Origin of the sequence: Bradyrhizobium sp. 45, assembly GCF_023073155.1 — a bacterium.
GTDB classification, from domain to species: Bacteria; Pseudomonadota; Alphaproteobacteria; order Rhizobiales; family Xanthobacteraceae; genus Bradyrhizobium; species Bradyrhizobium canariense_D.
In genome coordinates, this window is the sequence record NZ_JADPIX010000044.1 from 1 (window position 1) to 22788 (window position 22788).

The following is a 22788-nucleotide window of genomic DNA, read 5'->3' on the forward strand; positions in this document are numbered from 1 at the left end:
TTTGCTGTCCAATCCCATCCGAAACCTCCGTCCAAGCCGGAGGCTTCTTTCGCACGTTCATTCGAATTCTGAAGCAAGGGTATCGGCTTCGCGCTTACGGACGAAAGCGGGAGATGGGTGAAACAATGCCCCAGCTGCGGGTGCGAAGTACATCTGTACGCCGCACCGAATGGGCACGTCCGCGCGTCTGGTTCCAAACCGACATGTGCCGAAGTACCTGAGATTCAGATGAGACTCCGCAGGTGGGGATTCCAATGAAGGCCCTCATCAGCGCAGCACTGGACTATGCCAAGCACGGGTCCTTCGTGTTTCCTGCCAAGTTCGTCGGGAAGAAGAAGCTCGGCCAAACGTCCGCCGAAAAAAGCAACGGCAATCTATGGGGCTTCACAAACAATCCGGATGAGATACGTCAATATTGGCGGCGCTGGCCCGGCGCGGCAATTGGCTTGCCGACTGGAGCGGTTAACGGGTTTTTCGTAGTCGACGTCGATACGCCGGACGGTCACGACCACGATGGTCGCGAGAGCTTCATCCGGCTCGAAGTGCAGCACGGCGCTTTGCCACGCACCCGCATGGCGGAGTCGCCAACGGGTTCGAGGCACTACTATTTCAAGCAACCACCCGACGCCACGATCCCATGTAGCGCCTCGAAGCTCGGTCCGGGCATCGACGTCCGCGGCGACGGTGGATTTGTCATCGCGCCGCCGTCGGTGCGGCCTAAGCGCGGCGATTACAGATGGATCAACCACGCTCTCATCGCAGACGCGCCCCGGTGGCTGCTCGATCTCGTGGCAGTAAGACGTCACGTCCTGAAGGCCATCGTACTTGATCCAAAGTTACGAGCCATTCTGCTGAAAGACGCTGGGAAGGGGGTTTCGTTCCGTCCCGAAGACAACCCACCGGTTTACACGCCGATTTCGGCAGAGGATCTTGAACTGAAGATCAGGGTCGCACTGTCCGTCATTCCCAGCGACGACTACGATCTCTGGTATCGGATTGGTGCAGCCATCTACGATGGGCTGGGCGATGCCGGTTATGTGCTGTTCGATGAGTGGTCGCGGGAGTCGTTGAAGTACGAGGCCAGAGCCTGCGAGCGCAAGTGGCGAGACTTCCGCAAAATCCGGTCGATCAAGGTCGAAACTATCTTCTGGCAAGCAGATCAGCACGACCGCGGCTGGCGCGCGTTGTATCGGCGGCTGCTCAGCGGCGAGGTGGCGGCATGACCAAGCCATCAATCGCAAAGCTGAAGGCCATTATAGGCGCAGAACAGGACATCGGCGATATCCCTTGTGTCGTCAGCTTGGAGAAGATCAATTCAGACGAACCGTATTGGAACGTAACCATCCGAGGCAGCAATGTCACAATGAGGATAACGGACCCGCGGGACATCGTCGAATATCGACGGTTCGTGATCCAGTGTTTCAAGCAACTCAACATCGTTTTTCCGGCGGTGAAACAGGCCATATGGCTCAATACACTGAGAGAGGTCATGCCGAAGCTGACCGAAAAGCAGGCGGACGAGGACACCACGCGCCAGGGCCACTTCAGGGAGTTGCTCGAAACGTTTCTGACGAACCGAATGCGCGGCAAGGAGAGAGACGACCTGCTGCGCGGGGCACCATGGGAGGACGAGGAAAGCAGGCGGCGCTACTTCACAATGGCTGCAGTGGCTACATTTCTCGAGAGGGAGGGTATGCGCAAGGTGGACCGCAAGGAGATCGCCACGTGGCTCAGGGCGCTAGGTGGGGAGCCGCAAAACCTCACCATCAAGAACTATCGCAAACGGTGCTGGTGGGTGCCCAGCGATGCTGTCGAGGAGGCTCCGGAACTAGATGCGCCTAACATGCCGGAACCGGCGATTTGATTACGCGTGATGCGCCTGAGGGAGCTGCTACAACACCGCAGTGTTGTAGTCGGGCATACGGGGGCGCCATGCCCTGTTGTAGTGTTGTAGCAGCGTAGTGGCAGATGGTTAGTGTTTACATGCACATCCGTGGACACCAAGACACTACAACGCTACTGCGTGCGCGGGCGTCTTTGGCAAAATTCCCATGTGCGTGTGCGTAGTAGCGTACGCCCATGCGACCAAAGCACTTTGGCCCCGCCCGCGTGGCCTAGGGGTACACGAAGTGGGCAAGGCCATGCGGGGTCCCCGAGCAGGCCTGCCCTGCCCGGCGGCCTAGCAGGGCGTATAGGCGCTTCTCACATGGCGATGAGCAAAGGGGGCAACCATGACGCTTCGTCGCACCAGCGGCGCCCGCAACCGGGCTGGTGGCCCCTGCCAGCGCTGACCCAACGGACCGGGCGAAGGCGCTACCATGGCATCCTGCCGCAAGGAGCCCGAGGTTTGAGGCGAGCGGCACGGCGGCTTAACCCTGGCAGCTGGTTCGAAGGCCGATCGAAAATTGTGGTGGTGGTGGTGGTGGTGGTGCCGTTTCCGGCAACCCACGTTCAATGTGACGGCTATGATGGCTACGAGACTCTCGGCAAGGAAGCTGCTGATTACGAAGCCGAGCGGTGTGGCAGCTAAGATAGAGGATAGAAAGGCGGTACCCGATGCCCCGTGGTCATACAGCTAGCTTGAAGATTCCGAAGAAGGGCCAACGCTTCGGCGGCCGTCAGAAGGGCACCCAAAACATGGTCACACGCGAGCTGAAGGAAGCAATCATCCTCGCGGCCGAGACGAGCAAGCATTCGAAGACTAAAGACCTTGTCGGCTACGTCAAATATCTTGCGGACAGTAAGCCAGAAATCTTCGCCAGCTTGCTCGGTCGTCTGTTGCCCCTGCAGGGCAAGGTGCAGTTCGAGGGCACCGTCGAGCACACCATAAAGGCCAAGGCCGAGACGGCCATGACGCAGGAAGAGCTGGCCGAGTACTACAACCACCTCCGCGCATTGCCCGCCAGCACGAAGCCACTCGTCATCATCGACAACGATACTGGCGAGCCGCTGTACTCGAAGGCCGCAGATTGATTGTACTGGCCTTGCTGCAGTTGCTCGCCAGAACCACCCGCATGTCTAATCTTCGGATAATTGATTGACGCTCGACCCCCGGCGATCCTGCGGCCTACGCCGAATGGATATCGTTAGTGACACGCGGCTAAGGGCACGCGCATGCGGCTCGTGATCCGACAAGCAGCCTGAGGGCACGCGCAGTCCCAACCTCGCGGACGCCGTGGCCATGTGCTGCTGGCCCGTCGACGAGCTGGCCTACGGCACCAGCATGGAGTGGGTGTAGCGACAAGCCAAACAGTAGGTAACGACGGCGCTGCTGCGATGAGCTGGATCGGCCCCATACAGCGTCTGGCTCGGCCGCGGGGGCTCACGTGGGCAACCTCGGATTCGCAGCGCCAGTGGCGCCAGCAACCGACCTCCGGGGCCCGGTCCAAGTGGCCTCGCCAGCCAGAGGCCTCCTGCCGGTGCGGCGGCCCCCGCACGTGCTGCTTTTGCGACTTCCGCCGAAAATCTGCCACCGCCCTGAGGGGGGCTTGTAGGGCCTCGCCCAACTGGTAAAAATACTACCAAAAGTCATTCAATTACAGTATGTTAGCACGATTGTAACACGCCAGCGCCGGTTGCCGTGTTGTACATTTTAGGATTACAGTCTCATGACCAAGACCGCAATTGCGTACATTCGCGTTTCGACCGTGCGACAGGGGAAATCGGGCCTTGGACTCGAGGCCCAGCAAGCGGCGCTGGCCCGGTTCGCCGCAGCCGAGGGCTACGACCTAATCCAGACCTTCAGGGAGGTCGAAACCGGTAAGGGTGCGGATGCCCTCGATCGCCGACCGCAACTCGCGGCGGCGCTGAAGGCGGCTCGGAAGCTCAAATCGCCGATCATTGTTGCCAAGCTCGATCGGCTGAGCCGAGACGTTCACTTCATTAGCGGGCTAATGGCGCACAAAACGCCGTTCATCGCCGCAGAGCTGGGCGCTGACGCCGACCCGTTCATGTTGCATCTTTACGCCGCGTTGGCTGAAAAAGAGCGCGCCATGATTTCTCGTCGTACCAGGGACGCGCTGGCGGCCAAGAAAGCCCAGGGTGTCAAGCTGGGCGGACTGAACGCCAAGGGCATCCAGAACCGCGACGAGGCCAAGGAACGCGCTGAGCAGTTGCGTCCGATCTTCACCGAACTCACGGGCCGATCCGCGCGAGCTATCGCCATGGCACTGAATGAGCGCAAGATAGCCACGCCAACCGGTGGGAATTGGCACGCAGCAACTGTAATCCGCGTTCAAAAGCGGATTGCAGAAGGTTGCTCAGTCTGATGCGGCGCAGTTTAGTTCGGTCGCCAATATGACTTGTCTTTTGTCCGTGCCGTTTTTGAGCCTTCATGATTGGTCGACCCGGGCGGGGTTTTGAGGGGCGCCTTGCATCCCACTTTTTCGACCCCACCGTGCGGCCCGGCAGGAATGGAGATTTTAAATGAGAAGAACCTCTTTGACGCACCCCCTGCAGATCGCGGTCGTAAGTCCTGGGCCCGAATTGGGAAGGGTTGGTATCACTTTCTGCCCAGGAAAGTGTGATCGGCACGCGATGACCGGTGAGTGGGTTCGCGATCTCACACTTGATCTCGACGGGATCCGCGATTGGGGCGCAGCCGCGGTTGTCACACTTCTGGAGCCAAAGGAGCTGGTGCTGCTGAGAGTGGAACGTCTCGGCGAAGAAATATTGCGGCGGAATATATTGTGGTTCCATCTTCCAATTGTTGACGTGTCGATTCCGGACGAGCGATTCGAGAGGGAGTGGGTTGTGGCCGGTGAAGAGTTGCGCTCGATCCTGCGCAGCGGCTCCGACGTTCTGGTCCATTGCCGGGGAGGACTCGGACGAGCCGGTACGATAGCGGCACGACTCTTGATCGAACTTGGCATGGAGCCAGAGACGGCGATCGCACGTGTACGCGCGGTGCGGTCAGGCGCGATCGAGACTAGTCAACAAGAACGTTTCGTCCGAGGCATCAGCGCCGCGCGTAATTGATCGTGGGAGTCGTCAATGGACTGGTTCGAAACGCTTACGGGATTTCGCGAAGCAGGCTACGACGACACACGAGTCAAGCTCAAGGTAGAAGGCGGCCAGCCGAAATCGCTGGCAAACGGGAGAAGCTATCGTATCGGAGAACTTGAGTTGGTGTCGCTGCAGGCTCTGCGCGAGAGGGTTGCATCCGCTGACGCATTGCCCGGGCGGCTCAAGGTAAGTCTGGTGACCGGAGAGGTCCGTCATATGCATCAGTTCCCCGAGAACGCTGGTGCTTTGTTCCAAGTCGCCTCCCAGTTCAACCTTCTGGAAATGATTGGGCCCGAGGTAACGCCGGAGCAGGGCGTTACTCGCTATCAACACGATCGTACTCAAGGCCCAGCGTGTGCGATCGCTGCCGGTGCGGCCACGATCTACCGTAACTACTTTGCAATGGTGGATGGCAGCTACGGCCAGACAGCAATACGGCAGCTCGATGGATTGGCCGATCTCGGCGAGTTTTTTTCTGCGGCCTTGAATAGGCCAGTCTCATCTTTATGGCGCATGCAAAATGGCTACGCGATATGCACCCGCGCCGGACTCGACGCCATTGCGGCGTACCTCGGGGCGCTACAATCCGAACAGATCGATATGCTGCGGGGCAAACTGTGCATCGGGATACACCGCGATGTCGAAGTCACCGATGCCGAAGGAGAGCTTCGGCCGATAGTCTCGCAAGCTTTTTGCTCGGCTCTTCCTGTAGCTTACACCGGAGTGTCGTCGGCGCACTGGAAGCCGTTCGCATCGCTGGTTTTGGATGCAGCCTACGAAGCCACGATGTTGGCCGCTGTACTGAACAAAAAGCGGGGTGCATCGAACGTTGTCCTGCTCACATCCCTCGGCGGAGGAGTCTTTGGTAACGAAGCTGAATGGATCAACGCAGCTATCCGGCGAGCACTAACCATGATGTCAGGTTTCGGACTTGATGTGAGGCTCGTGAGTTATGGGACCCCGTCGAGAGAGATCCTGCAAATGGCAAATGATTTTGGATAAAATTCAGGAGCTGGCGTCAGGTCTCAGAGGCCGCACGAACGCAGTGGCGCAAGGTCTCCGATCAGCTCCGTCCCAAGCTGCCCAAGCTTGCCGGATTCCTCGACGAGGCCGAGACCGACGTGCTCGTCTACATGACGTTCCCCCCGCAGCACCGGACCAAGCTGCACTCCACCAACCCGATCGAACGCCTCAACGGCGAGATCAAACGGCGGACCGAAGTGGTCGGCATCTTCCCCAACGAGGATGCCATCGTCCGCCTGATCGGCGCGATCCTGCTCGAACAGAACGATGAGTGGGCCGTGCAGCGTGCCCGTTACATGACGCTGGAAACCATGGTGCCGATGAGCGATGATCCCACCGTCAGCCTTCAGGCACTCGCCAGCTGACCCGCCCGGCTCCTCCTGCCGGCGAACGCGGCGACCGGGCATAGGCCCCGGCCTTCTAGCTCGACGGCCTCCGCAGGATCGCCGACGTGATCATGGGCCGCACCGTTTGTGCCGATGCTCAATCCCGTACTGGCCGTCGGTGCGGTATTGTGCGATGAATTGCGCCACTGACCGCCGAGTGCGCCGTATAGTGGTTTCGAGGCTCTGACTAAGTTGGGCGGCCGGCCCAGAACCCATCACAGAGGGAACGTTCCCGAAGACCGGAGGGAGCACCATGAAAGCACTACTGTCCATTCCGATAGCCGCAGCTCTTACGTGCGCTACGCTATCCGCGGGAGCCGGAGAGCCACTCAAACAGCAGCTTGTAGGCACTTGGAGCGTCGTTTCATTCGTAAACGTCAAGGAAAGGACCGGGAAAACAACCGAAGTATTTGGTGCCGATCCGAAAGGATATTTCATGTTCGATGCAGCAGATCACTTCTCAATCAATCTCTTGCGTCCGAGACGACCAAAATTTGCTCGCCGCGATTTTCCGAGTGCCGGGGAAAGCAAAGCCGCTCTGGAGGGGCTAATCGCGATGTTTGGCGACTACAAGGTCAATGAATCTGAACATTCAATATCCTTACATATTATCGGCGGTAGCTTTCCCGCGTGGGACAATTCGAATCAGAAGCGTTTCATCGCAATCAACGGCGATGAGCTCACGTATAAGAATCCTACGCCGGCATCCGGTGGGGGTACGGCCGTGGTGACACTGAAACGCGCGACAAGCGCAACCGAGTGATCTTTTGGTCGATCCGTCGCCGAGCCGCGTTTGATAACTTGATCCCGCGACCGGCAAGCCTCGTTATCCCAATGTGATCCAGTGAGTGGGTCCGCACACGGTGTCCGCATGGGATCACAAGCCGCCAAAGCGGCGCCCGGCTGCTAACTTCTGGTCTGTGCTCTTGAGCTGACATGCAGCGACGCGGCGTCAACGGAAGTCATGGGCCACACAGCAGACATCGGCCTGAGCGGGCATCCTGCTGGATCTGCCGACCACCCGAGCGATCGACCTCGGCGAAACGGGCTGAACCGACGGTTGCCAACGGTACCCGCGAGGCGCACGCTGATAGCGACAGCCACGCTTCTCGAGCCCCCAAATGGTTGGTTTCACACAACCTCCCTGCGAAGCCAACATTATCCGGGCCAGTACCAGCTTTTGACGCAGCACTGTCGCAAAGACGCAAGCGGCTGACGCTGGTGGCGACCATATTCGGTTCGAGCATGGCATTGGTCGACGGCTCGGTCGTGAATATCGCCCTGCCGGCGATTCAGCACGCCCTGCAAGCAGGGGTGGCCGCGACCCAATGGATCGTTAATGCCTATCTGCTGCTGCTCAGCGCTATGGTGCTGGTTGGGGGGGCGGCTGCCGATCTTTACGGCCGTCGACGCATCTTTGTTTTCGGCATTACGATATTCACCATGGCCTCCATTACGTGCGGCCTGTCGCCGAACATCACCGTGTTAATCGCAAGCCGCGCAATCCAAGGGGTTGGCGCCGCGCTCCTCATCCCGGCAAGCCTCGCGCTATTGGGAGCGACTTTTGACGAGCACGAGCGCAACCATGCGATCGGAGTATGGGCTGGTGTCGGCGCGCTGACCGCTGCCGTCGGCCCGGTACTGGGCGGCTGGCTCGTCGATCAGGTGTCGTGGCGTGCGATTTTTCTGCTCAATTTGCCGCTGGCGGCCGTCGCGGCGGGACTTGCGAGCGGCTTCGCGGGCGAAAGCCGAAATGACAATGCAAAATCGCTGGACTGGGCCGGAGCGGCCACGGTTGCCGCCGGTCTCGCTGCGATCAGCTGGGGGCTTGGCGCTATTCCCGCGTCGGGATTTTCTGACAGAACCGTAATCGGCGCGCTCGGATTGGGATTTGTATTGTTCTTGTTATTTCTCGCAACGGAAGTTCGGCTAGGTGCACGAGCAATGATGCCGCTATCGCTGTACGGTTCGCGCAGTTTTTCCGCAGCCAACGTATTGACGCTGTTGCTTTACTTCGCGCTCGGCGGCGCGCTGTATTATCTGCCGTTCGGCTTGATCCGGCTCGGCGGCTACTCCGCGACGCAGGCCGGTGCTGCGCTGCTTCCATTTGCTGTCATCATGGGTTTCGGCGCGCAATTCGCCGGCAGGCTTTCCGATCGTTTCGGGCCGCAGCAGTCGCTCACCTTCGGACCCGTCATCGCAGGCTGCGGTCTGGCGCTGCTGGCTTTTGCCGATTTTCGACAATCCTACTGGGCCGGAGCGTTTCCGGCGATCTGCGTATTTGGCATCGGCATGACCATCACCGTCCCGCCGCTGACCTCGATGGTAATGTCGTCAGTGGGCGACGCCCACGCCGGGGTCGCTTCGGGCGTCAACAACGCGGTCGCCCGGGTGGCAGGTCTCTTTGCAGTCGCGGCGCTCGGCGCCGTTTTGTTCGCCAGCTTTTCGTATCATCTTGCCGGTTCGCCGCGCGCAGAAGCCAACGAAGCGCTGAATGCAATACTGGCCGGACAAGCCGGCATCACCGAAGCCGCAACGGCAGCGTTCGAACGCGCGCTACGCATTGTGTTGCAGGTGGCGGCGCTCTGCTCCTTGCTAGGCGGCATTCTTTTTCGGTTGTGGATCCGACCGATTGGATCGCAAGCGGCGCGTTGAAGGCGGACATCTAGGGAGGTCCCAGTCGGGCCGCGCTTCCGCCGATGGCTAATCGCCAACAGATATTCGCGCTTGACGAGCAGCCCCGCCGGCACAGCGTAGTGGCTCGACATCGCGATTGAGGTGCTCTGCCTGACCAAGGGGAAGGCTCGTCGAACTTCATCTCTTCCTATCCAGGGGGCGGGGCAGAAGGGGGTGACCAATCGGACATTCGAGCGCGGCACGATCCCAGCGTCCGACATCGGATGCCGCCCGATAGGTACTTTCCAGAAACGACATGAGCGTCGCCTCCGGATTGCTCGACTTCCTCACAACCTCGTACGCCAGGAGATATTCCCCAAGCTTCTGATCGAAATATGCGCCCGTCGGCAAAATCTGTTCGTCGGCAAAACCGTTCGGAGTGGGATAGGCATAAGAGTAGAAAGCTGCAAAGTCTGTGCCGCCTCCGCCCGGCCAGAAGCCGGCAGACGAGACTTCATCACTGTAGGCCTCGCGCGTCACTTCGTCCGGTAAACCCGGTACGCCCCCCGGGTGAAGCGGAGCAGGACGTCCGGAGAAGCGCGTCACCGCGAGATCGAAGCTGCCCCAGAAGAGATGGACCGGACTGACCTTTCCGGTGAAGCCCGTCCGAAACCGATGAAACACACCGTCGATCGCAACCAGGGCCCTGAAAAACCGCGTCACGGCGTCTGCATCATAGGGTCGGATCTGACGGTCGTCCTGGAAGGGGATCGGATCGGGGACTTCATTGGGCCGGCCGTCGAATTCCGGTGTACCGCCGAGACGTCCCACCAACTCACAGAACCGGGCGTGAAAGTCGGCAACGGACATCGCCCCCAGCGCCATTTCAACCCGGCGGCCATCAGAGGCCTCTCCGATCACGATATGGCGGGAGAGATCGAAGGTGATCTCGATACCTGAGGCGTCTGGAACCAGTGAAGTCGTGAGCCCGCGAGCATTCACGTAGAAAGTCGCGTGCCATGAATGATTGACCCACGGCGTCCTCGCGAGCCGATACTTGCCGACAACTTGGCAATACAAATGAAGCGCGGAACAGGTTTTGCGCCACGCCTCGAAGGGGATTTCCGGCCAGATCGCGCTCATAGCGTTTCCTCCTTTGTGTTTGGTCGCACGGACGAGGCGCTGGTATCGTCCATTCACGTATGAGCATTGACGGTCGCAGGCATTTGAGAACGTTTGCAGCGAAAAACAAAGCTCCAAGTGGAGAGACTCGTAGGATCAGTGTCGCCAAGCTCATTGAGGTCTGAGCGTTTCCAAGGGCTATCTTTGGCCGGGCCGTCGCGCGAAATGGCCGGTTTGGGTCACAGGCTGACTTCCGCGCCGACTTGACCTGAGGTCGGCTTATCTCCTGAACGCAGACATAGCGCCTGTGTAAGCGGAGGTCGGCAACGGGCCGATTTTGTTGCAAAAGTTGGCTGCAATGGATTTGGCCGCTGGGCCTTTTGTTGAGCCGCGCTTTGAAGCGCTGGCCCTGACGCATTTTACGCAACTTTGACGCTACGCTACGCGATGCGCAGAACCTGAGCCGGCGGCGGTCGTGCGACCAGCGATGCAAATCGCCTCAGATTCTGGGCGATGGCGGCTAGAACAAACTCATCCTGAGCACCTTGCGGGCCGCGCAATCGGAGCCGACCAAGCTTCACCCTCTACGATGATTGCGGTTGCTCTGGCGGGGGCCGTCTTCCGCAGCAGCCGAGCGATCAAGGCGTGTACCAGATCGGCGACGTATAAACGTTGGTTACAGCCTTACTGCTCAACTGGTGTGCCGGTCGGAACATGAGCGCCCGAAGCAGTCCACTGGTCGTAGGTCTGGAACTTCACGTCGAGTATGTCGTAAGAGACTCGCAGGTAGCCGTCGCTGCCGCGCAGCACCGCGGCGGGGATAATTGTTTGCACTTCCTGCGCCATCACACCGACATAGGCTTTGTTGCTGCCGTTGTAAGCGAAGCGATAAAAGCCAATGCCATTTTGGAGGTGGCCGATAAGGAAGATGTCGTGCTTGAGCATCATGTCGGATCGCCGGACGACACGACGGGTGGTCCGCCGTGCAACACCTCGCACACCGACTACTGGTGCGACAACGGCCCCGCCAACAGGTCGGACGACGCAGCCGGCGCGGTAGACACCGGCTGCACAATAGACAACAGCATTTGCCTTAGGTGTCTCGATAACCATGGTTGCGGATAAGGCGGTAATGCCGAGCGCGGCGAGGAGGATCGAGCGCATCATTGTCTCCTTGATTCAAATTGTTGGCTAGGAAGCTTCATCGCAAGAATAGGATCAGATTTCCTGCCCACGAGCAATTGTTCTCCGATGAAGTACCTGCCGCCTCCGTGCAATTCGACAGGTCCCTGCTCAACGTGCCGACTACAGTTTGCTAGGTCGGAGGAAATCCCTCTATTGCCGGCTGCTGCCTGCGTCAGGCCCAGCCTGCACTTGTAGAGTGTCGTCGCCAAGAAATCGAGCTATCGACCCCGGTAGTTCATTGCGGCGGAAAGCTCCCGCCAAGGCGCGCTCGAACAACGCAGCCCGTTCTCGAGCGGATCACTGGGCATTTCGATCCTTACTTGCTCCCCTCAACCGTATCGCAGTTGACGGCGATTTCAGCCAATCTGCCATTTGGATGCAGGTAAGAAGATCGACATAGCTCTGCTCCACGATTGTGGCTTCACCTTCGCACCTATCGCGAAGGGGCCCCGATGCAGTGGCCCAAGCCGTGTTGAGCTGCTTTTGTGCGGCCGACTCATCGCGCATGCAGTCGGTAAAGCTCTGCGCCAAGGCGAGCCCCATGGCCTTGTCGTCAGCGGTAGTGGCTCTGCACAGCGCCTCTGCCTTCAGTTCCGGGACGCGATCCGAGACGGGCATAACAAAAAAATGCCCTCCGAGGAGCGCTGCAGATAATGTTGCTATCTTCATCTTGGTTCTCCAAGCACTAAACTTAATTGCAACCAGAGTATCGCGTTAGAACTGGCCTGCTTGAGCCGGAGGACTGGGCCAGTCGAAGCGCAGGTTGTTCCTATTGTCACGATCAAACAAGTCCTGCCTGCAGGCGAAAGTGCTCCTGCAGCTATCCACCCGAGGTGCAGGCTGACCAGACCGGGCGGCCGACACGACCTTCGTGCGCGCTGTTTCGCCGAAGGCTGCCGCGGCGAACACCACCTCGCAACCGCAAAAAATGGTGAGCAGAAGCATTTTTGTCATTTTGACGGCCTCCTTCGAGGGCACTGCTCTGCCGTACGTGCAGAGAACGAGATCGGCCTGCGCGTTGTAGCATGCATTACCTAAGTCGCGCGCTGCAGTGGCGGTTGCTTCCATTTGCCCTCGGTGGCCACTTCTTTCGGCCAGTAGAGGCGCATGATCATGGAGAAAGGCCCCTTTGGCGCGGGCAGCCAGTTGGCTTCCTTGTCCTTGCCGGGGGATTCGTTCTGAATGATCAGCGTCACCCCGCCGTCGGCATCGCGCTTCAGCTGAGGCAGCATCGGTGAATTGATAAGATAGCGATTGAGCGGATTGGCGACGAGCAGGCTCTGCGGCTCATCATACATGGTCAGCGACCAGAACGCGTTGACGGGTGGCAACTGGTCTGGGGCAAACCGCAAGCTGTAGCGGTTGGCACCGTCCAGCCTCTGCTTTGCTGCATCCACATAATACGCCGGATACATCGCTTCCTGCTTGGAATTCCCATAAATGCCAAGCACGGCGGCACCCATGCGGTAGAGGTAATTGTCCTTCAAATACTGCCGAGAACCGAACACGTCGCCCGAAGACAGTCTCCCCTCCTCAAAATCTTTCTTGAGGCCGGCGAAGGCGACCCAAGCGTCGGCCATGCCTTGCTCAACAGCTGTTTTCACCTCGAGCGAGAGCTTGTTGGCAGCGAACAGTTTGCCCGCGCCAATGCCCAGTTTGGCGAAACGCTCCATCAGCGCCGCCTCGGACGGGACTGTTGGGCAGAATTGCAGCACGAAGCTTAGGATATTGAAGAACTGCGGGGAGGTCTTCTCTTCCGCTGGTGTCAGTGGCTTGATGAAATCGATGGGCGGGGCGGCCTCGGGTGCGGGCTCGCCGAGAAACGCCGAGAGCGGCTGTACTTTGTAGCCGGCCTGGACCTTCTTGACGTTGTCGATATCGGCCGGATCGAAGAGCTGCGTTCGAAACGTCGGGAACGCCAGTTCGGTCTCGCAGTGAAACACCTTCTTGATACCCTTGGGCGTTTCGCCTTTCCAGTCGGGCCCAGCGAGCAGGAAGCTGCCGCCCTCGTTGCCGGTCGTGCGCGTGCCGATGTAGTCGAAGTTGAACGTGTAGTAGTCAATAAGCTGGACGCTGAAATAGCGCTCCTTTTCCATTGCTGGCACGGTGAGCACAATTGGCTCGGAACGTAGGTCTGCGCCCGCGAACGAATAAGGCGTGTCCGAGTTGGGCGTCTGGATCGCCGTGTCGGCGGGCGTGAAAACGCGCGCGCTGTTCCATATTTGGTTCCAAGGCCCCTTGTATTCCGGCGTGGTCTTATCGACCCAGTATGCGTGCTGGACGCGGTAATTGTCCACGATTGGGAAGCCATAGATATAGGCCTCCTTGGCGATGGCACGGGCTTCCGCCGGACTGAGGCCAGCTTGGGCGTGGGCTGCCGAGAAATGAAGGGCCGGGAGCACAGCAACCCCGCCGACAAAACTTCTTCGTGTGATGGGTTTCATTAGCAGGATCTTTCATTTCATTTGTGACGAACGTGCCTGACTTCCGTAACGGATCTATCAAGCCTTCTTAATACTGGGCGGCTGCCAGCTGCCGGTGCCCGGCGGCAGGATCGACGGCGCTTCGGCCTTTGGCCAGTAAAGCCGCATCACCAGATAGATCGGTCCGTTTGGCGCCGGCAACCAGTTGGCTTCCTTATCGGCACCCGGCGATTTATTCTGGATGTACAGCGTCAACGAACCGTCCGGGTTCGTTTTCATGGCCGGCAGCATCGGCGAATTGATCAGGTACCGGTCGATCGGATTTTCAATCAGCAACTGGCTCTTGCCGTCGTACATCGTCACCGACCAGAACGCGTTCACTGGAGGGGATTGTCCCGCGGGGAAGGTGAGCGTATATTCGTGCTTGGAGCCGTCGAGGATCTCGCCATTGGCAAGCGTCTTCGCCATCGGATAGACGGCTTCGACCGCGTCGTTGCCATAGATGCCGCCCTTGGCGGCCGCGGCGCGCTTCAGCCAGTCGCCGCTGTAAAACTGCCGGTCGCCGAACAGCGATCCGATTTTCCAGCCATTGACGTCCTTCTGTCCGCTGGCAAGATACTTTTCAACCTTCTCCTCGCCGTCCTTCATCCCTAGCCCGACTTCAATTTTGTGTGTCAGCGGAAGATCCTTGAAACTGAAGGTTTTGCCGGCGCCGACCCCGATGCGGGCGAGCTTGGCGCGGATTTCCGTTTCCTCCGGTCCGGCGGGCGCGAATTGCAGCGCGAAGTCGAGATATTCGAAGAAGTTCTTCTTCGCCAGTTCCGCATTAGCATTCGGAAAGTCGATGGCAGGAGCGGCAGGAGGTGAAGGCTGCTTGAGATAAGTCGACAGGGGTTGCGACTTGTAGCCGGCCTGGACCTTCTCGACATGCGGCATATCGTTGGCGTCAAAGAGCTGTGTGCGATAGGCAACGGCTGAAAATTGCGTTGAGGATTGAAAGACCTTCTTGATGCCGGGCGGCGTGGCGCCCTGCCAGTCGGGCCCAACAACCAAATAATCTCCGGGATCACTGCCGGTCGCGCGGCTACCGATATATCCGTAGTTGAAAGTGTTCCCGTCGCACAGCATCACGGAAAAATAGCGATTCTTTTCCACTGCCGGCACGGAAAGAACGATTGGTTCGGCGCGCAGGTCGAGCCAAAGAATTGAATATGGCGTGTCGCTGTTGGGAGTAATGACAGCAGTATCCTTGTAGGTGAAGACGCGCGCCTCGTTGTTGATTTGATTGAAAGGCGCCTTGTACTGCCCCGAGTTCTTGTCGACGGAATACTCGTACATAACCACGTAGTTCATTACGATCGGAAGCCCGTAGATGAAGCCTTCCTCGGCGATGGCCTTTGCCTCGCGGATGTCAGGCCATTCTGCCTTCGCCTGCGCGCCCGCTGGGGCGGGCATGGTCGTCACTGTCATCGCGGCAAACGCCGCGGAACGAAGAAGCTCGCGTTTCGTCAACATGATGTCAGCTCCTGTGTGGGAATGTTGTTCTTCACGCGGTCAGTAGCCTGCGCCGAAGCGCCCGCCGTTCTGTCACTTCATTGGGCCGAAATGCTTACCGTTGTTTGCGACTTCACGACCGGGGGCGGATTCCACTTGCCGGTCAGTGCTTCCGACTTCGGAGCGTACAGCCGCATCGTCAGATTGAAAGCACCCTTCGGCGCCGGAAGCCAATTGGCTTCGAGGTCCTTGCCGGGACTCGCGTTCTGGAAATAGAGGTCGAGCGATCCATCTGCGTTGTACTTGAACGGCATCCAGCTGCTGACGGCAAAACGGTTCAGCGTATTGCCGACCTGGAAACCATCATGGTCGTAGAGCGTGATGGACCAGAACGCATTGACAGGCGGCGTGGCGCCCTTCTCGAAGGTGACCATGTATTTGTTTGCGCCATCAAGCGGCTTGCCGCCATCGTCCGCGAGATTGAGCGGATAGATAGCATCCTCAACCACGTTCGCACCGAGACCCTGCTGCGCGAGAATGGCGCGCTTCAGGTAATAGTTTCCATATACGCCCACCGTGTCGGTGTTCATCGCCCATCCGTTGGCAACGCGTGCCAGCGTCGGCAGCTTCCAGGCCATCAGTTTTTGCGCGTCCTGCGGTGCGGTTTCGAGCGCTCGCTGCAGGATTGGATCGAGCTTGCCGATGTCGAAGCTTTTTCCAGGCTCAATGCCGATCTTCTTCATCTGCGCGAGGATCGGCTCGTCCGTGACATGAGGCGGATGCAGCTTGAGCAACTCGGCAGCATTAGCGAAATACACGCCCGCCGACATCGTATCGACCTGAGTCTTTGGCGGTGTCTTCATGTCGATGCTTGGGTCTGGCTTGAATTCGGCGGGCTTTGGTATTTTGCCATACTCGGAAAGAAGCGTGACCCTGTAGCCGGCTTGGATCTTGTGAACCGCATCATAATCCGACGGGCCGTCGGTCTTTGTCCGGCCGATCAGCCAGACATAGGGGGTTGGCGCGTCGATGCGTTGAGTGTCCTTTGGAAGCTTGAACTCCTCTGCAAACTTCTCGCGCAGATCCGGCCTCCAGTTCGCGGGTGCCACCAGGAACGTCCCGGCCCTAGTGCCCGTCGTGCGCCAGCCCGGGGACGCGAAGACGTCGGTCCACATGTCGAGCATTGGCAGCAGGTAGTATCGGCCATTGGTATCTGGTGCCGAGATGACGACTGGCTCTTTGGTCATGTCCAGCCATGAGGCGGAATACAGCGTATCGAAGTTGGAGCGCACCACGCCTTTGAAATCCGCCGGAGGGTATTCACCCACATTGACGAACGTGTTCATCGGTCCTTTGAAATCCCCCATGCCGTTAGTGAATTGCTTGCGGGAAACGTCCATCGACATGATGGAGTAAAAATAAACATAGGCATCTACCGCGATTGCGTGCGCCTCCTGTTCGGTGATGGGCGCTGCCGACTGGGCCAGCGCTACGGGCGCTGTCGCGGCGCCAAGGCAAAGAGACAACGCTAGCGGCAGGAATCCTCGGAACATGTTGAGCCTCCTTTTCTGAATCGTTGATTTATGATTGACGGCTTCGTTCAATTCTCTTTGTCCAAGACTCTTCCCGCCACACCTGATGGTTGGCCGGAAGTTTTCGTTGGTTAGCTCATAGGCATCGTGCCTTCGCGGCCTTTAGCCAGCCGGCGTGGCAAGCACCCCTGTGTCTTTCCCGTTTTCAATAACAGGGGGGATAGGGGTAATAGCCGCAGGCCGGGCGGGCGTATGGGTGGTAGTAAGCAGCCGCTCCGTACGCCGCCGCGCCTACCGCGCCGGCATACATGGCACCGCGAAACGCCGAACGGCGCGCGACGCCTGCAAACGACATCGGCGTGAATGGCCGGCCGATAATGTCGATGAAAAGGGCAGCTCCACCGTCGGCGTCGGCGATATCTCCCTCCAGGGTCTGAACGTTGAATGTGAGCCTGTCGCCTTCGAGCTTCGGAGTTTTCAGCACGACGACAGCGTCCTTCACCGAACCATCCTTGCTGAACACGGACAAGGTCGCGTTCGGCGGATTTTTGGCAAAACTGTCCTCGCCCGATCCCCACTCGGCGATTACGTCGGCGGTGGGCTGGTGACCCGCGGAGCGTACCGGTCGATCGGCGAAAATGATCGAGCTGGGTGCTACGCCGGTCAGGGTGAGCGTGTCGCCCTTCAACGTCGCACCGCGCGAGTTGAGCACGAACAGCGAGGGCACGATCTCGGGTTTGGCCGAAGCAGATGGAGTACCGATTGTTTTCAGGGAGGGCGGCGCTGCAGCGTTCTGAGCGAGCGCTGCTTGGGGACCGCACAACATAGCGGACACAGCCAGCATTCCAAAAATCCGATTCAATCTATTAGTGCGCATGACGCCGAATTCCTTTTTCTCTGTAGAACTTCGGTCTGTCCGGAAACACTCTCGCGCGGGCGCGGGAGGTCGCGTTCAAAGAACATGCAACATAGGCTGCATTAAACGCCAAAATGCGTCTGCAGGACTCGAATACGAGGCGCCGTAATTTAGAGGCTCGTAGAGCTTAACGTTGAGCGGCGATTATGATGTGATGCATCAACTACCTCCGCGGGAATAATCTTAGCACGAACTATAAGAGAGAGTCATGGTCATAATTGTGTGCCTATACTTTGCCACGCTTTGGTTGCTGTTTTCGAAATTTCGACTTGTGAAATGGGGCCGGCTGTCCGGGACAATCTCGCTGCTGATCGGCGCGTTTATCCTCGCAACATATCTCGCGCTTTTTAATTATCTCACTCCGTCGGGCCGCGTGACGGTGACCGGCCGCGTCGTGGAAGTGACGCCGAATGTGACGGGACAAATTGTCGCAATGCCGGTCAAGCCAAACGTCCCGGTCAAAAGGGACGACGTGTTGTTTCAGATCGACCCAGCCCCATTCCAGTACAAGGTCACGCAATTGCAGGCTTCGCTCGCCGCGGCAAGACAGCAGACCAATATTCTAAAGGCGAATTACGAGTAGGCGACGGCGAATGTCGCGGGACTCACGGCGCAGGTGGCGTACAACGCGAAGCGCCTCGCTGACATACAGACGCTTGCGTCAGACGATGCGAACTCGCAATTTCAGGCGCGAGACAAGCAGGTCCAGTAGAGACGGTCTCGGCACAATTAGAATCCGCGAAAGCGGCGCAGCAGAGCGCCAAGCTCGCCTTCGACTCCGAGATTGGAGGCGTCAACACGTCCGTCGCGCAACTTCAGGCGCAGCTCGATAATGCCAATTGGGAGTTGTCACAGACGGCGGTGCGTGCGCCCGCGGACGGTTATGTCACCGTTGTCGCATTGTCCCTGGGGGACCGGGCGCTGCAGGCGCGCTCGGCGATGTCGTTCATCGTGGAAGATGAGTTCACGCTGGTCGGCATGTTCGCGCAGAACGGTTTCCAGGCCGTCAAGGAAGGCGCGCCAGTTGATTTAGTTTTCGACAACGTTCCAGGCCGCATCTATCATGCAAGGATCATCGGAATCCCGAGGGGGATCGGCCAAGGCCAGATCGCGGCGTCCGGCATGTTGGCGCGCACGAACGCGCTCGGTGGAGTGACGGTTTACCCGGCGATCATCTCCATCCCCAACGAAATGAACCGGGACTCGCTTCGTTTGGGGAGGTCGGGAAGCGCTACCGCCTTTGCCGGCAACGCCGGCTTGATCGGTCTGCTTGCCTCGATCCTCGTGTGGGTCAGTTCGTATACGGCGTACTTGTAAAATAGTAGTCGAAATGGGGCCGCCCAGAGTGATGGCGCGCCGCTCGTTGTATGGCCGGGTATCGGGGGACAAGGGTGCAGTGAGGCGCTTGGCTTTCGTGGGTCTTGGACGTAAGCTCCTGGTCCTGTCGAGACATGCAACGCGCTTTCGTCTAATGCTGCTTCTGGCGCAAGCCGACCGGATGCTCGATGCAGCCTGCTCAATTGCTTAACCTTGGCTTGCAAACTGCGGTACCGAGCCCGCTTGCTGGCGTTGACATAGAGTCGTCGAGTAACATTGCCACAAAGCGACCTGGTCCATGGCCAAATGTTTCGTCATCTGAAGCAGCCATGCGGTAAAGCGAGGTTTGTGTCAAACGCGGAGCCTGCATGTTTGATCTTCAAACTGCCGTAGGGGCTGCACTCGCCGCCGTGCTGATCTGTCCGGTGGCCAGCTCGTTGGCTGCAGATGCCGGCGACGATGGCGAGGCAAAGCCGGCTCTGCCGACGATGTACCTCGACCTTAGATCCTATTACGGGCAAATCCCTGCGGGATCCCTAGCGTTTGGTTTTGGCCACCCCTCATTCTTCAATGCAGTGCAGACGCTCTCTGGGCCGAACGGCGCGGCGTTGCCGGCCAGCTTGCCAGCGGCGAAATCGGTCAACGTTGATCTTCCATTCACTGTCGACGTCACCAATAACGTCTCGCTTTACGGCGGCGTCTCCGGGAGTTCAACGCAGTTTGGAGGCGGAGGATGGTCGTCATTTGACACTACGAGCTGGAACATCGGTTTCCAAGCGGACCTTTATCAGCAGAACGGCGGTAATTTCCCAACGGTGACACTGCAATCGACCATCAGCCAATCGATCCCCAATGGACCGCTGACCGCGACATCGTTCAACAACATCCTCGAGTTCGACTATGCGCTGAATGCCGACGAGACCAGGGGGTTGCTCGCGGGTATCCAGTACACGCGCGTCGATCTCAGTAGTGCGGTGGTCAATGTCAGACCCAACACGGTCGGCTATGTCGGCGGATACTATCAATGGCCGAACAATTGGAAGTTCACCGGACGTATTGGCGTCCAGTCGTTTGAGGGCGCACAGCTTCTGAACCTTGCGCCGATCCAGCCGTTGACGCAGCCGATTGTGCGGCTGGATCTCGATCGCATGGACGACAATGACAACCGCCTTTTCGGAGTTACCGCAGAAATCATGTGGGTGCCGAAGCCCGCCTTCCAGCTAACGCTCAGAACGCCGCTTTATGCAGTGCGCAATTAGCACCCGCCTCTCTAGCGCTTCACGGCTTAGGGAGTCGTAACATTTATCGTTGAAATGCTAGACAAACTTTGTGAGCGCGAGACTGTTTGGCAGGCAGCGCCAGCCGCTCCGCTGATTTCAACTTCCACCGACCTTTCTCGCCGCCGCGACATCGTCGTTATCATTGATCCTGAGCAAGCTTGCTTTGAGGATAGCAACCGAGTCAGGACGCCGAAGTAGCGGCGAGTGGGCGTGACTTTAGCGCAACATGCAGAGGCGAATCTGACGAAATTGCCACCTTTGAGCGAGACATTGAACAGTCCGTCGATACACTGTCATTCCATAAGCGGGGGGACGGCTCGATGGCGCAGTACGTATCCAAGTGCAGGTCTTTTGGTTTTGTTTGCGCAACGATGGGCCTAGCGGTGACGTTGGCCGGCTCGTTGTCCCACGCTGCTTATGCCGACGAGGACGGTGTCTCGTACTGGCTCCCGGGTCGTTTCGGCAGTCTTGCGGCAGTCCCTTCGATGCCGGGCTGGTCGATGGCCGAGGTCTATTATCACACTAGCGTGTCCGCCTTCGGTAACGCAGCCGCGGCGCGGGAAATTCGCGTCGGCCGTATCCCCGCTAATGTCAATGTCGATTTAAATCTGCGTTTGAACGCACAGGCGGACCTCATCCTGCTCAACCCCACCTACACGTTTGCGACGCCAGTACTCGGCGGACAATTGGCAATCGGCATCACTGGCTTGTTTGGCCGATCCGCCGCAACCCTGGACGGAACGCTGACGGCGGCGGTCGGGCCATTTGTGACGACCCGCACGGGTACGCTCTCCGATTCAATCACCTCGGTTGGCGATCTTTACCCGCAGGCCACGTTGAAGTGGAACGCCGGTGTCCACAATTACATGACGTACTTGACGGGTGACATCCCTGCTGGCGCCTATTCGGCGACCCGGCTTGCTAATCTTGGCATCGGTCACGGAGCGATCGACGGCGGCGGCGGCTATACTTACTTCAACGAAAAGTTGGGGCACGAGTTTTCGGCTGTCGCTGGGCTCACCTACAATTTCAAGAATATTGATACGCAATATCAAAACGGCGTCGATTTCCATATCGATTGGGGCGCTTCGCAGTTTCTGTCGAAGCAGCTCTTCGTTGGCTTAGTCGGATACTACTATCAGCAGATCACAGACGACTTTGGTCAGCCTCCAACCCTGGGTGGATTCCGCTCGCGCGTGATGGGACTCGGTCCTCAGATCGGATACCTGTTTCCGGTCGGCGACCTCCAGGGATATTTAAACCTGAAAGGTTATGGCGAATTTGCCGCAGAAAACCGGCCAGCCGGCTGGAATACGTGGCTGACTTTCTCGCTTTCGCCGATGGCACCGACCACTACCGTCACCCCCACGCGGCGGATCGTGACGAAGTAATAGCTATAGTCCCATGGTCGCCAAAGAGCAGGAGCTGCATGGAGCATGTTTATTGCCGGGATCGCGTTCGTGTTTATCTTCGGTGGAGCATTGCTCGGAATTTTCCTGCGCACAGTCCTTCCCGAGCACCATCTCAATTCCGACACAAGGGATGTTGTTAGGGTAGGAACCGGTTTGATTGCGACGCTCTCGGCGCTCGTCCTTGGCCTTCTCATCGCCTCCGCGCAGAGCGCGCTGCAAACGCAGAGCAATCAAATCAAACAAATTACAGCCAACGTCATCTTGCTCGACAACATGCTCGCGCGTTCAGGTGCCGATGCACAGCAAGTTCGTGCTTTGCTACGAAATGGCGTGCAGAGTCTCGTGGATCGAATTTGGCGGAAACAAGATGGCGGCTCGACAGGAGCTGCGCCCTTCGAAGCCACAGCCCAGGCCGACCTCTTCTTCGATGGGTTGCTCAAGCTCACCCCGCACAATGACACAGAACGAATTACGCAAACCAAAGCCATTCAGCTCGGTATCGATTTGGCCCAAACACGGGTCTTATTTGCACAATCATCTTATTCCATCCCGAGGCCGTTCGAAAACGCACTTGTTTTTTGGCTTACGTCCATCTTCATCAGCTTCGGGTTGTTTGCCCGTCCGAACATGATCATCGCGGCTACGCTGCTCGTCTGTGCTCTGTCAGCGTCAACGGCAATTTTTTTGATAGTCGAGTTGAGCCATCCCTTCACCGGTCTCTTGGCAATCTCGAGCGAACCGTTGCTGAGCGCGTTGGCCCCATTGGATAGGTAAGTGGTCGGCTAGGTGTGGATCTGGATTTCCCACTTTGGGTTCACAAGGGGGCACTGTTCGGACAGAGTCTGCTTTCAGCCTGAAAGCCAACGTTCAGGCGCTTGAGGCAGTAACGGCGATGGGCCAACAACTGAACAACTGTCGCGAAATCACGAAATCAAGACGCTGCTAGCGCGCTCAACATGATCGAGCGCCTTGCCGGCTTGACCGTAAGCGTCGTTCTCAGGCCACGGCTTTGAGGGATTGCGCGCGATAGGCCCAGGGAAGCAGCTGATCGATTTCGCTGTTTGGGTGACCGTTGACG

Annotated in this window: 22 protein-coding genes and 2 pseudogenes; 15 read left to right on the top strand and 9 right to left on the bottom strand. The window is 58.5% G+C overall.

The features are described from left to right. Nucleotides 1–254 precede the first annotated feature (254 nt). From IVB42_RS06210 to IVB42_RS06255, 10 genes and pseudogenes are all read left to right on the top strand, one after another. Complete coding sequence (locus tag IVB42_RS06210; RefSeq protein ID WP_247395430.1) at nucleotides 255–1223, top strand: bifunctional DNA primase/polymerase; 969 nt, start codon at nucleotides 255–257, stop codon at nucleotides 1221–1223. Beyond that, complete coding sequence (locus tag IVB42_RS06215; RefSeq protein WP_247395429.1) at nucleotides 1220–1864, top strand: hypothetical protein; 645 nt, start codon at nucleotides 1220–1222, stop codon at nucleotides 1862–1864. Before IVB42_RS06210 ends, IVB42_RS06215 begins: the two co-directional genes overlap by 4 nt. A 342-nt stretch (nucleotides 1865–2206) precedes the next feature. Next, nucleotides 2207–2530, top strand: coding sequence for a hypothetical protein (locus IVB42_RS06220; protein WP_247469890.1), 324 nt, complete (start codon nucleotides 2207–2209; stop codon nucleotides 2528–2530). Between the two features lie 50 nt (nucleotides 2531–2580). Continuing rightward, the gene (locus IVB42_RS06225) at nucleotides 2581–2973 is read left to right on the top strand and encodes a hypothetical protein (protein WP_247395427.1); all 393 of its coding nucleotides are present in this window, start codon (nucleotides 2581–2583) and stop codon (nucleotides 2971–2973) included. A 635-nt stretch (nucleotides 2974–3608) separates the two neighbouring features. Then, the gene (locus IVB42_RS06230; RefSeq protein ID WP_247395426.1) at nucleotides 3609–4268 is read left to right on the top strand and encodes a recombinase family protein; all 660 of its coding nucleotides are present in this window, start codon (nucleotides 3609–3611) and stop codon (nucleotides 4266–4268) included. 268 nt (nucleotides 4269–4536) lie between these two features. Continuing rightward, the gene (locus IVB42_RS06235) at nucleotides 4537–4977 is read left to right on the top strand and encodes a cyclin-dependent kinase inhibitor 3 family protein (protein ID WP_247395425.1); all 441 of its coding nucleotides are present in this window, start codon (nucleotides 4537–4539) and stop codon (nucleotides 4975–4977) included. A gap of 15 nt (nucleotides 4978–4992) precedes the next feature. Beyond that, on the top strand, nucleotides 4993–6006 hold the full coding sequence (locus IVB42_RS06240; RefSeq protein WP_247469892.1) for a hypothetical protein: 1014 nt from the start codon (nucleotides 4993–4995) through the stop codon (nucleotides 6004–6006). A 26-nt stretch (nucleotides 6007–6032) separates the two neighbouring features. Then, nucleotides 6033–6392: pseudogene (locus IVB42_RS06245) on the top strand (transposase); the annotation flags it as partial. 274 nt (nucleotides 6393–6666) lie between these two features. Continuing rightward, on the top strand, nucleotides 6667–7176 hold the full coding sequence (locus tag IVB42_RS06250) for a lipocalin-like domain-containing protein (RefSeq protein ID WP_247395423.1): 510 nt from the start codon (nucleotides 6667–6669) through the stop codon (nucleotides 7174–7176). A gap of 173 nt (nucleotides 7177–7349) precedes the next feature. Beyond that, nucleotides 7350–9068, top strand: coding sequence for an MFS transporter (locus IVB42_RS06255; RefSeq protein ID WP_256467716.1), 1719 nt, complete (start codon nucleotides 7350–7352; stop codon nucleotides 9066–9068). A gap of 159 nt (nucleotides 9069–9227) precedes the next feature. On the opposite strand, the gene IVB42_RS06260 is transcribed toward IVB42_RS06255, so the two are convergent. From IVB42_RS06260 to IVB42_RS06300, 9 genes and pseudogenes are all read right to left on the bottom strand, one after another. Next, entirely contained in the window at nucleotides 9228–10172 is a 945-nt protein-coding gene (locus tag IVB42_RS06260) for a DUF5996 family protein (protein WP_247395421.1), read from the bottom strand. A 419-nt stretch (nucleotides 10173–10591) separates the two neighbouring features. Further along, nucleotides 10592–10732 (bottom strand): annotated as a pseudogene (locus IVB42_RS06265) (IS5/IS1182 family transposase); the annotation flags it as partial. Between the two features lie 103 nt (nucleotides 10733–10835). Further along, on the bottom strand, nucleotides 10836–11315 hold the full coding sequence (locus IVB42_RS42215; protein WP_346659042.1) for a hypothetical protein: 480 nt from the start codon (nucleotides 11313–11315) through the stop codon (nucleotides 10836–10838). Between the two features lie 318 nt (nucleotides 11316–11633). After that, complete coding sequence (locus IVB42_RS06275) at nucleotides 11634–12005, bottom strand: hypothetical protein (protein ID WP_247395420.1); 372 nt, start codon at nucleotides 12003–12005, stop codon at nucleotides 11634–11636. A 45-nt stretch (nucleotides 12006–12050) separates the two neighbouring features. Next, nucleotides 12051–12404 (bottom strand): hypothetical protein, encoded by a 354-nt coding sequence (locus tag IVB42_RS06280; protein WP_247469903.1) that lies wholly within the window; start codon nucleotides 12402–12404, stop codon nucleotides 12051–12053. After that, nucleotides 12371–13780 (bottom strand): DUF1254 domain-containing protein, encoded by a 1410-nt coding sequence (locus IVB42_RS06285; protein ID WP_247395418.1) that lies wholly within the window; start codon nucleotides 13778–13780, stop codon nucleotides 12371–12373. The genes IVB42_RS06280 and IVB42_RS06285 overlap by 34 nt, the downstream gene beginning before the upstream one ends. A 57-nt stretch (nucleotides 13781–13837) precedes the next feature. Further along, nucleotides 13838–15274, bottom strand: a complete 1437-nt coding sequence (locus IVB42_RS06290; RefSeq protein WP_247395417.1) for a DUF1254 domain-containing protein — start codon at nucleotides 15272–15274, stop codon at nucleotides 13838–13840. Nucleotides 15275–15351: 77 nt separating this feature from the next. Next, nucleotides 15352–16806 (bottom strand): DUF1254 domain-containing protein, encoded by a 1455-nt coding sequence (locus IVB42_RS06295; RefSeq protein WP_247395432.1) that lies wholly within the window; start codon nucleotides 16804–16806, stop codon nucleotides 15352–15354. A gap of 184 nt (nucleotides 16807–16990) precedes the next feature. Then, a complete protein-coding gene (locus IVB42_RS06300) occupies nucleotides 16991–17629 on the bottom strand; it encodes a hypothetical protein (RefSeq protein WP_247395416.1) in 639 nt (212 codons plus the stop codon). A 280-nt stretch (nucleotides 17630–17909) separates the two neighbouring features. Between IVB42_RS06300 and IVB42_RS06305 the strand changes: the two genes are divergently transcribed. From IVB42_RS06305 to IVB42_RS06325, 5 genes are all read left to right on the top strand, one after another. After that, nucleotides 17910–18284, top strand: coding sequence for a biotin/lipoyl-binding protein (locus IVB42_RS06305; RefSeq protein WP_247469897.1), 375 nt, complete (start codon nucleotides 17910–17912; stop codon nucleotides 18282–18284). A 263-nt stretch (nucleotides 18285–18547) separates the two neighbouring features. Further along, nucleotides 18548–19018 (top strand): fusaric acid resistance protein FusE, encoded by a 471-nt coding sequence (locus IVB42_RS06310; RefSeq protein WP_247469899.1) that lies wholly within the window; start codon nucleotides 18548–18550, stop codon nucleotides 19016–19018. A 368-nt stretch (nucleotides 19019–19386) separates the two neighbouring features. Beyond that, nucleotides 19387–20277, top strand: coding sequence for a hypothetical protein (locus tag IVB42_RS06315; RefSeq protein ID WP_247469901.1), 891 nt, complete (start codon nucleotides 19387–19389; stop codon nucleotides 20275–20277). Between the two features lie 392 nt (nucleotides 20278–20669). Next, complete coding sequence (locus IVB42_RS06320) at nucleotides 20670–21689, top strand: transporter (protein WP_247395431.1); 1020 nt, start codon at nucleotides 20670–20672, stop codon at nucleotides 21687–21689. Between the two features lie 45 nt (nucleotides 21690–21734). Further along, a complete protein-coding gene (locus IVB42_RS06325) occupies nucleotides 21735–22484 on the top strand; it encodes a hypothetical protein (RefSeq protein WP_247395412.1) in 750 nt (249 codons plus the stop codon). The last annotated feature ends 304 nt before the right edge of the window (nucleotides 22485–22788 follow it).

What these genes read in the sequence shown, in the direction of transcription:
- IVB42_RS06280 (WP_247469903.1), bottom strand. Translation starts at nt 12,404, where the DNA reads ATGGAAGCAACCGCCACTGCAGCGCGCGACTTAGGTAATGCATGCTAC.
- IVB42_RS06285 (WP_247395418.1), bottom strand. Translation starts at nt 13,780, where the DNA reads ATGAAACCCATCACACGAAGAAGTTTTGTCGGCGGGGTTGCTGTGCTC.
- IVB42_RS06255 (WP_256467716.1), top strand. Translation starts at nt 7,350, where the DNA reads ATGCAGCGACGCGGCGTCAACGGAAGTCATGGGCCACACAGCAGACAT.
- IVB42_RS06250 (WP_247395423.1), top strand. Translation starts at nt 6,667, where the DNA reads ATGAAAGCACTACTGTCCATTCCGATAGCCGCAGCTCTTACGTGCGCT.
- IVB42_RS42215 (WP_346659042.1), bottom strand. Translation starts at nt 11,315, where the DNA reads ATGCGCTCGATCCTCCTCGCCGCGCTCGGCATTACCGCCTTATCCGCA.
- IVB42_RS06325 (WP_247395412.1), top strand. Translation starts at nt 21,735, where the DNA reads ATGTTTATTGCCGGGATCGCGTTCGTGTTTATCTTCGGTGGAGCATTG.
- IVB42_RS06235 (WP_247395425.1), top strand. Translation starts at nt 4,537, where the DNA reads ATGACCGGTGAGTGGGTTCGCGATCTCACACTTGATCTCGACGGGATC.
- IVB42_RS06220 (WP_247469890.1), top strand. Translation starts at nt 2,207, where the DNA reads ATGGCGATGAGCAAAGGGGGCAACCATGACGCTTCGTCGCACCAGCGG.
- IVB42_RS06290 (WP_247395417.1), bottom strand. Translation starts at nt 15,274, where the DNA reads ATGTTGACGAAACGCGAGCTTCTTCGTTCCGCGGCGTTTGCCGCGATG.
- IVB42_RS06240 (WP_247469892.1), top strand. Translation starts at nt 4,993, where the DNA reads ATGGACTGGTTCGAAACGCTTACGGGATTTCGCGAAGCAGGCTACGAC.
- IVB42_RS06305 (WP_247469897.1), top strand. Translation starts at nt 17,910, where the DNA reads ATGGTCATAATTGTGTGCCTATACTTTGCCACGCTTTGGTTGCTGTTT.
- IVB42_RS06275 (WP_247395420.1), bottom strand. Translation starts at nt 12,005, where the DNA reads ATGAAGATAGCAACATTATCTGCAGCGCTCCTCGGAGGGCATTTTTTT.
- IVB42_RS06260 (WP_247395421.1), bottom strand. Translation starts at nt 10,172, where the DNA reads ATGAGCGCGATCTGGCCGGAAATCCCCTTCGAGGCGTGGCGCAAAACC.
- IVB42_RS06300 (WP_247395416.1), bottom strand. Translation starts at nt 17,629, where the DNA reads ATGCTGGCTGTGTCCGCTATGTTGTGCGGTCCCCAAGCAGCGCTCGCT.
- IVB42_RS06210 (WP_247395430.1), top strand. Translation starts at nt 255, where the DNA reads ATGAAGGCCCTCATCAGCGCAGCACTGGACTATGCCAAGCACGGGTCC.
- IVB42_RS06215 (WP_247395429.1), top strand. Translation starts at nt 1,220, where the DNA reads ATGACCAAGCCATCAATCGCAAAGCTGAAGGCCATTATAGGCGCAGAA.
- IVB42_RS06230 (WP_247395426.1), top strand. Translation starts at nt 3,609, where the DNA reads ATGACCAAGACCGCAATTGCGTACATTCGCGTTTCGACCGTGCGACAG.
- IVB42_RS06320 (WP_247395431.1), top strand. Translation starts at nt 20,670, where the DNA reads ATGGGCCTAGCGGTGACGTTGGCCGGCTCGTTGTCCCACGCTGCTTAT.
- IVB42_RS06295 (WP_247395432.1), bottom strand. Translation starts at nt 16,806, where the DNA reads ATGTTCCGAGGATTCCTGCCGCTAGCGTTGTCTCTTTGCCTTGGCGCC.
- IVB42_RS06315 (WP_247469901.1), top strand. Translation starts at nt 19,387, where the DNA reads ATGTTTGATCTTCAAACTGCCGTAGGGGCTGCACTCGCCGCCGTGCTG.